This is a genomic window from Azospirillum formosense (assembly GCF_013340925.1).
GTDB lineage: Bacteria > Pseudomonadota > Alphaproteobacteria > Azospirillales > Azospirillaceae > Azospirillum > Azospirillum formosense.
This window is the reverse complement of sequence record NZ_WHOR01000265.1, coordinates 1-8112: the sequence shown is the minus strand read 5'-3', so window position 1 is coordinate 8112 and position 8112 is coordinate 1. Positions and strand designations below refer to the sequence as shown.

Below are 8112 nucleotides of genomic sequence, written 5' to 3'. Positions count from 1 at the left end.
CCCCCTCCCCACGCTGGCGCGTGGGCCCCTTCCCTCCCCCGCTTCGCAGGAGAGGGAAAAAGTCCCCTCCCCTGCGAAGCGGGGGAGGGTTAGGGAGGGGGCAAGGTCAGCGCCTGACCGTTCGCCCGAAGACCGGTCAGATGGACTTGCTGTCCAGCGCGTAGCCCGCCGAGCGGACGGTGCGGATCAGGTCCATCTCCGTCTCCTCGTTCATCGCCTTGCGCAGGCGGCGGATGTGCACGTCGACGGTGCGCGGCTCGACATAGACGTCGTGGCCCCACACCACGTCGAGAAGCTGCTCGCGCGAGAAGACGCGGCCGGGATGCTGCATGAAATGGCGCAGCAGGCGGAACTCGGTCGGCCCCAGATGCACGTCGCGCCCGTTCCGGCGCACCCGGTGGGCGGCCAGATCCATGGTCACGTCGGCGAACTGCAGCGTCTCGTCGGTCATGCCGGGGGCCGAGCGGCGCAGCACGGCGCGCATGCGGGCGACCAGCTCGGTCGGGGAGAAGGGCTTGGTGATGTAGTCGTCGGCGCCGGAATTCAGGCCGCGCACACGGTCCGCCTCCTCGCCGCGGGCGGTCAGCATGATGATCGGGATGTCGCGCATCTTGCTGTTGCGGCGCATCTGGCGGCAGACCTCCAGCCCCGACATCAGCGGCAGCATCCAGTCGAGCAGGACGATGTTCGGCGTCTGCTCCCCGGCCAGCAGAAGGGCTTCCTCGCCGTCGGTGGCGGCGTTCACGCGGAAGCCTTCCTTCTCCAGATTGTACTTCAGCAGCGTCACGATGTCGGCTTCGTCCTCAACGACGAGGACGAGCGGCTTCAGCGCCGAATTCATGCTTGTCCCGCTCCCACTGCGCGTCTCGCCGTCACGCGGCATGTCCCGCTCCATCGTTATCCCGGCCGCCGTCCCGCGGCAATCCCCGCTCCACTGGCCCCTGTTCCGCCGCTTCCGCGGCCGCATCCACGACCGAACCGCCCGGCTCGACCACGGCGAAGCTGCTGCCGTCGTTCTTCGGGCGCGCGGCGCGCAGCGTCGTCCCGACCACCAGATAATGGATGGTCTCGGCGATGTTGGTGGCGTGGTCGCCGATCCGCTCCAGGTTCTTCGCCATGAACAGCAGGTGCGTGCAGGGCGTGATGTTGCGCGGGTCCTCCATCATGTAGGTGAGGACCTCGCGGAACAGGCTGGTGTAGAGGTCGTCCAGCTCCTCGTCGCGCTCCCAGGCGGCGATGGCGCGCTGGACGTCGCGCTCGATGTAGGCGTCCAGCACGTCCTTCATGATCGACTCGACCAGCCGCCCCATGCGCGGGATGGCCACCGCCGGGCGGACCACCGGCACCTGGGCCAGCGCCAGCGAACGCTTGGCGATGTTGGAGGCGTAGTCGCCGATCCGCTCCAGGTCCGCCGCGATCTTCAGCGCCGACACGATCTCGCGCAGGTCCTGGGCCAGCGGCTGGCGCAGGGCGAGCAGGCGCACGGCCTCGGCGTCGATGTCGCGCTCGTAGGCGTCGATGCGCTGGTCGGCCTGCATGACCTGGGCGGCCAGCGCGACGTCGCGGCGGGCCACCGCCTTCACGGCGGCGTCCACCTGCGCTTCGGCGACGCCGCCCATCTGGGTGATCAGGTTGGACAGGCGCTCAAGTTCGTGCGCGAAGGAACGCACGATGTGTTCGTTGCTCATGCTTCACGTCCTTCGCTGATGGAGGAGTGGCGGCGATGCCGAGGATCAGATGCCGGCGATCAGCCGTAGCGGCCGGTGATGTAGCCCTGGGTGCGCTCGTCCCGCGGGTTGGTGAAGATTTCCTCGGTGTCGTCGCACTCCACCATGTCGCCCAGATGGAAGAAGGCGGTCTTCTGGGAGACGCGGGCCGCCTGCTGCATGTTGTGGGTGACGATGACGATCGTGTAGTTCTCGCGCAGCTCGTCGATCAGCTCCTCGATGTGGGCCGTCGCGATGGGGTCGAGCGCCGAGCAGGGCTCGTCCATCAGGATCACCTCGGGGCTGACCGCGATGGCGCGGGCGATGCACAGGCGCTGCTGCTGGCCGCCGGACAGGCCGGTGCCCGGCTCGCGCAGGCGGTCCTTCACCTCGTTCCACAGGCCGGCGCGCTTCAGCGAGGTCTGGACGATCTCGTCCATCTCGTCGCGGTGGCTGGCGATGCCGTGGATGCGCGGGCCGTAGGCGATGTTGTCGTAGATCGACTTCGGGAAGGGGTTCGGCTTCTGGAAGACCATGCCGACGCGGGCGCGGAGCTGCACGGCGTCGATGTTCTTGCCGTAGACGTCCTCGCCGTCGAGCGCGATCAGCCCCTCGACGCGGCAGTTCTCGATGGTGTCGTTCATGCGGTTCAGGCAGCGCAGGAACGTCGACTTGCCGCAGCCGGACGGGCCGATCAGCGCCATCACGCGGTTTTCCTGGATCTCCAGGTTGATGCCCTTGAGCGCCTGCTTGGCCCCGTAGAACACCTTGACGTCGCGGGCGACCATCTTGGTGCCGTGGATGCCGGCGGCGGGACGCGAAGCCATGGCCGTGGCCGGGATGTGGGTCTGGACGCTCATGGGGTTACCAACGCCTCTCGAATTTCTTGCGCAGGAAGACGGCCAGGCCGTTCATCAGGATGAGGAAGGCGAGCAGGATCATGATCGCCGCGGAGGTGCGCTCCGTGAAGGCCCGCTCGGGGCTGTCCGCCCACATGTAGATCTGCACCGGGATGGCCGTGGCGCTGTCGGTCAGGCCGCCGGGGATGTCCACGATGAAGGCGACCATGCCGATCATCAGCAGCGGCGCCGTCTCGCCCAGCGCGCGGGCCATGCCGATGATGGTGCCGGTCAGGATGCCCGGCAGGGCCAGCGGCAGCACATGGTGAGTCACCGTCTGCAACGGCGAGGCGCCGACGCCCAGCGCCGCCTCGCGGATCGACGGCGGCACCGCCTTCAGCGCGACGCGCGAGGCGATGATGATGACCGGCAGGGTCATCAGCGCCATCACCAGGCCGCCGACCAGCGGGGCGGAGCGCGGCAGCCCGAAGAAGCCGAGGAACACCGCCAGGCCGAGCAGGCCGAAGATGATCGACGGCACCGCGGCGAGGTTGTTGATGTTCACCTCGATCAGGTCGGTCCAGCGGTTCTTCGGCGCGAACTCCTCCAGATAGACCGCGGCGGCGATGCCGATCGGCACCGACAGCAGCATGGTCACCACCAGCGTCAGGGCGGAGCCGACGACGGCCCCCAGGATGCCCGCCTGTTCCGGCTCGCGGCTGTCGCCGGCGGTGAACAGGGTGGTGTTGAAGGTGCTGCGGATGGAGCCGTTGGCGACCAGCGCGTCGATGGCGGCGATCTTGACGTCGTTCAGCCGGCGCTCGCTCTCCGGCACGTCGCGCCGGATGAAGCCCTTCATGAACTGGTCGATCTCGTCGTCGGCGCGGACCCAGACCGTCTGCGTGGTGCCGACGAGGGACGGGTTGGCGTTGACCATCGCCTCCAGCTCGTACGGCGCGCCGGAGGACAGCAGGTCGTTCAGCGAGCGGCGGGTGGCGCGGTCGGTGGCCGCCGGGACCTGGGCGTAGAGCGCCTGCCGAAGAAGGGCGGTGTAGTTCCGCTCCTCGACATGCTGCTTGTCGAGCGTCACCTCCAGCCGGATCTGCGCCTGCCAGAAGGCGGTGTAGCCCTTGCTGACGATCGAACCGAGCAGAACCACCAGCATCAGCGAGGCGATCCCGACGGCGAGCATCCCGGCGATCCGGAACCGGCGCTCCGCGGCGTAGCGGCGGCGCAGCCGGGCGGAGAACTCCTCGCTCTGGTAGCGCGACTTGGTGACGGCGACCGACATGGCCCGCGTATCCTGTTCCACGAGGTCAGTCATATTTCTCTCGATACTTCTGGACCACCCGGAGGGCGACCATGTTGAGGGTGAGGGTCACGACGAACAGGACGAGGCCCAGCCCGAAGGCCGACAGCGTCTTGGGGCTGTCGAACTCCTGGTCGCCGACCAGCAGCGTGGCGATCTGCGTCGTCACCGTGGTCACGGCGTCCAGCGGGTTGGCGGTCAGGTTGGCGGTGAGGCCGGCGGCCATGGTGACGATCATCGTCTCGCCGATGGCGCGGCTGACCGCCAGCATGATGGCGGCGACGATGCCCGGCAGGGCGGCGGGCAGCACGACCAGCCGGATCGTCTCCGACTTGGTGGCGCCCAGCCCGTAGGAGCCGTCGCGCAGGCTCTGCGGCACCGCGTTGATGACGTCGTCCGACAGCGAGCTGACGAAGGGGATGATCATCACACCCATCACGAAGCCGGCGGCCAGCGCCGATTCCGAGCTGACGCTCAGCCCCAGGCTGTTGCCCACGTCGCGGACGAAGGGCGCCATGGTCAGGGCGGCGAAGAAGCCGTAGACCACGGTCGGGATGCCGGCCAGCACCTCCAGGATCGGCTTCAGCCAGGTGCGCAGGCCCGGGCTGGCGTATTCCGACATGAAGATGGCCGCCATCAGCCCGACCGGAACCGCCACCGCCATGGCGATGCCGGTGATCAGCAGCGTGCCGGCGAACAGCGGGATCGCGCCGAAGGAGCCGCTGGAGCCCACTTGGTCGGCGCGCATGGCCATCTGCGGGCTCCAGTGCGTCCCGAACAGGAACTCCAGCGGGTTGACCACCGCGAAGAAGCGGATCGCCTCGAACAGAAGCGACAGCACGATGCCGATCGTGGTCAGGATGGCGACCAGCGAGCAGATGACCAACGCGATGTTGACCGTGCGCTCCACCCGGTTGCGGGCGCGCAGGTCGGGGTCGATGCGGTTGCGGGCGTGGATCAGCCCGGCGATGGCGACGCAGCAGCCGATGACCAGCAGGCTCCAGTCGCCGAGCGCGTGCAGCCGCAGATAGCGCTCCGCCGCCGCGACGACCTCCGGGTCGGGCTCGCGGCCGGTGGCGACGCCGTGGGCGAGGTTCAGGATGTCGGCGCGCAGCAGGCCGAGCGACTGGGCGTCGCCGTTGACCAGCCGGTCCGGCAGGCCGGACAGGACCATCTGCATGACCAGCCAGCCTTCCGACGCCCCCCAGAAGGCGAAGAGCAGCAGGGCCGGAAGCCCCGCCCAGAGGGCAACGTAAAAGCCGTGGTAGGACGGCACCGAATGAAGCTCGACGATGCGGCCGCCGACGGAGGCGACGGCGCGCGACCGGCCCATCTGGTAGCCGATCACTGTGAGCAGGGCCAGAACGATGAGCAGTACCGTGAGCTGCATGCGAAACCGCCGGAAATGGGCTGAAAACGGGCTCCTGGCACAAACGGGAAACCGGCGGCCTTCCGAGGAGAGCCGGCGATGGCATTTGACAGCCCCTCTCCCGCCCCGGGAGAGGGAGGGACCCGCGCAGAGCGCGGGAGGGTGAGGGTGCCGCCGAGGATCAGGCTGTGATTCTCGGTCCTACCCTCACCCGCCCGCTTCGCGGGCACCCTCTCCCGGGACGGGAGAGGGGGGAGAGGTCAAACGCTATCGCCGCGCCCCCAGAGCGGGCCGCCGGTGCCGTCAGCCGGTCAGAGCTGGAGCGGGGTCAGGTTGGTCGCCGAGGTGCGGGCGGCGTCGCGCTCCGCCTTCGGCATGGAGATCAGGCCCTTGTCGCCCAGGTAGCCGTCCTCGCCCATCGCGCGCTCCGAGGTGTACTCGGCGATGAACTCGCGGATGCCCGGGATGACGCCGGCGTGGGCGTTCTTGATGTAGATGTACAGCGGGCGCGACAGCTCGTACTTGCCGGCCTGGACCGCTTCCGGCGACAGCTCGACGCCGTCCATCTTGGCGGTCTGCAGCTTGTCGCGGTTCTGGTCGTAGAAGCTGTAGCCGAACACGCCGAAGGCGTCCGGGTTGGCGGTCAGCTTCTGGACGATCAGGTTGTCGTTCTCGCCGGCCTCGACGTAGCCGCCGTCCTCGCGGATGGTCATGCAGGCCTTCTCGCGGGCCTTCTCGTCAGCGACGATCGTCTTCACCTCGGCGACCTTCTTGCAGCCTTCGAGCATCACCAGCTCGTTGAAGGTGTCACGGGTGCCGGACGTCGGGGGCGGGCCGAGGACCTCGATCTCCTTGTTCGGGAGCTTCGGGTCGATGTCCGACCACTTCTTGTAGGGGTTGGCGACCATCTTGCCGTCGACCGGCACGTCCTTGGCCAGCGCCTTCCAGAGGATCTGGGTGGTCAGGTCGGTGTGCGGGGCCTGCTTGGAGTAGGCGAGCGCGATCCCGTCGAAGCCGACCTTCAGCTCGGTGATCTGGGCAACGCCGTTGGCGGCGCACTGCTCGACCTCGGACTTCTTGATGCGGCGCGAGGCGTTGGCGACGTCCGGGTGCTGCGGGCCGACGCCCGCGCAGAACAGCTTCAGGCCGCCGCCGGTGCCCGTCGACTCGACGACCGGGGTCTTGAACTTGCCGCCCTTGCCGAAGGCCTCGGCAACCGCCGTGGTGAACGGGAACACGGTCGAGGAGCCGACGGCGCGGATCTGGTCGCGCGACTGGGCGTTCGCAGCACCCGCGAAGGCGGCGGTCATGGCGACGACCGCAGCGGCGGTGACGGCGAGCTTCTTGGAATTCACGGTATCCCTCCGATGGTCCGGTTGCCCCTTTGCCGGGGAACGCGATGGTTCAACCCCGTGCCGCTTCCCCCAGGGGCGGGCGGCTTGCGGGGCGGACACTAGTCGGGGTCCGCGACGCGCTGATTACGGTTTTATGACACTTTCATGACGACGCCCACTTTCGGTCACGCCGATGGGGGTAGCCGCAACCTCTAGGCTTGGCGCCGCACCGGCTCCGCGGCACGGCCCTCCCCCGACTCCTCCGACGCCGCCGGCAGATAGACCGTGAAGGTGCTGCCCACCCCGACCGCGCTCTCGATGGTCAGGCGGCCGCGGTGGCGGTTCACGATGTGCTTGACGATGGCCAGCCCCAGCCCGGTGCCGCCCATGGCCCGCGACCGCGCGGCGTCGACGCGGTAGAAGCGCTCGGTCAGGCGCGGCAGGTGGGTGCGGGCGATGCCCTCCCCCTGGTCGCGCACGGCGACGGCGACCATCGGCATCCCCCGCCCGCCGCGGCCCGCCGGGCCGGACACCCCGACCGCCACGCCGTCGGCGAGCGACACGGCGACGGTCACGTCGGTGTTCTCGCGCGTGTATTTGATCGCGTTGCTGACGAGGTTCTGGAAGACCTGGGTGAGCTGGTCCTCGTCGCCGACCACCGCGGGCAGGCTCTCCGGCGCCTCCAGCGTCAGGCGGATGCGCCGGCTGGCCGCCTTCAGCTCCAGCGCCGCCATCACCCCGTCCAGCCGGTCCAGCACGTCGACTTTACCGGCGGGCGGCATGTGCTCATCCAGCTCGATCCGCGACAGCGACAGCAGGTCGTTGACGAGGCGGGCCATGCGGCTGGCCTGGTCCTGCATGATCGACAGGAAGCGCTCGTGAGCCTCCAGATCCTCGCGGGCGGGGCCGCGCAGCGTCTCGATGAAGCCGAGCAGGGAGGACAGCGGCGTGCGCAGCTCGTGGCTGGCGTTGGCGATGAAGTCGGCGCGCATCTGCTCCGACCGGCGCAGTGCGGTGATGTCATGCAGCGTCAGGATGACCATCCGCCCCGGCACGGTTCCGGCGGGCACCCCCTCCTCGTCGGGGGCCGGGTGGGGAACGCGGCGCTGGAAGGGCTTGACCCGCACCTCGAACATGCGCTCCACCGGCACCGGCAGGCTGAATTCGAGGATGCGCGAAGCGCCGCCCTTCAGCACCGCGTCCACCGTCTCCAGAACCGCCGGGTTGCGCAGCGAGGCGGCGAGGTCGCGGTCGAGGATGCGGTCGCCGAACAGGGCGCGCGCCGCCTGGTTGGCCCGCGCCACCTGCCGCTCCGCCCCGACCAGGACCAGCGGGTCGTGCAGCGCCTCGATCATCGACTCGTTGGCTTCGAGCTGGGCCAGCGCCAGTTCGGTGCGGGCGTTCATCACCCGGTGCAGCCGCACCGCCGCCGCCGCTGCCGCCCGCACCGGGCGGGAGGCGGTGACGGGCAAGGGCGGGACCGCCTCCGTCGGGCCGGCGGCGAGCCGTGCGGCGTGGGTGGCCACCGTCCGCAGGTCGCGGAAATACAGCTGGA

General features: G+C 69.2%; 7 protein-coding genes. All 7 read right to left on the bottom strand.

Annotation, left to right across the window (positions count from 1 at the left end; translation table 11 throughout):
- Positions 1–136 precede the first annotated feature (136 nt).
- A complete protein-coding gene (gene phoB, locus GBZ26_RS24260) occupies positions 137–841 on the bottom strand; it encodes a phosphate regulon transcriptional regulator PhoB (protein WP_145623059.1) in 705 nt (234 codons plus the stop codon).
- Positions 842–872: 31 nt separating this feature from the next.
- Positions 873–1688 carry a phosphate signaling complex protein PhoU gene (phoU, locus tag GBZ26_RS24255; RefSeq protein WP_174441047.1) on the bottom strand — a complete coding sequence of 272 codons (816 nt, stop codon included), beginning with the start codon at positions 1686–1688 and terminating at the stop codon, positions 873–875.
- A gap of 59 nt (positions 1689–1747) precedes the next feature.
- Positions 1748–2533 (bottom strand): phosphate ABC transporter ATP-binding protein PstB, encoded by a 786-nt coding sequence (gene pstB / locus GBZ26_RS24250; protein WP_167555899.1) that lies wholly within the window; start codon positions 2531–2533, stop codon positions 1748–1750.
- A gap of 37 nt (positions 2534–2570) precedes the next feature.
- Positions 2571–3869: a phosphate ABC transporter permease PstA gene (gene pstA, locus GBZ26_RS24245; protein ID WP_211104935.1), complete on the bottom strand. Its 1299-nt coding sequence runs from the start codon at positions 3867–3869 to the stop codon at positions 2571–2573.
- Positions 3862–5244, bottom strand: coding sequence for a phosphate ABC transporter permease subunit PstC (gene pstC, locus GBZ26_RS24240; protein WP_174441045.1), 1383 nt, complete (start codon positions 5242–5244; stop codon positions 3862–3864). Before pstC ends, pstA begins: the two co-directional genes overlap by 8 nt.
- Positions 5245–5534: 290 nt before the next feature.
- Positions 5535–6578 carry a substrate-binding domain-containing protein gene (locus GBZ26_RS24235; RefSeq protein ID WP_174441044.1) on the bottom strand — a complete coding sequence of 348 codons (1044 nt, stop codon included), beginning with the start codon at positions 6576–6578 and terminating at the stop codon, positions 5535–5537.
- Between the two features lie 191 nt (positions 6579–6769).
- Positions 6770–8107, bottom strand: coding sequence for an ATP-binding protein (locus tag GBZ26_RS30755; protein ID WP_425599362.1), 1338 nt, complete (start codon positions 8105–8107; stop codon positions 6770–6772).
- Positions 8108–8112: the final 5 nt, after the last annotated feature.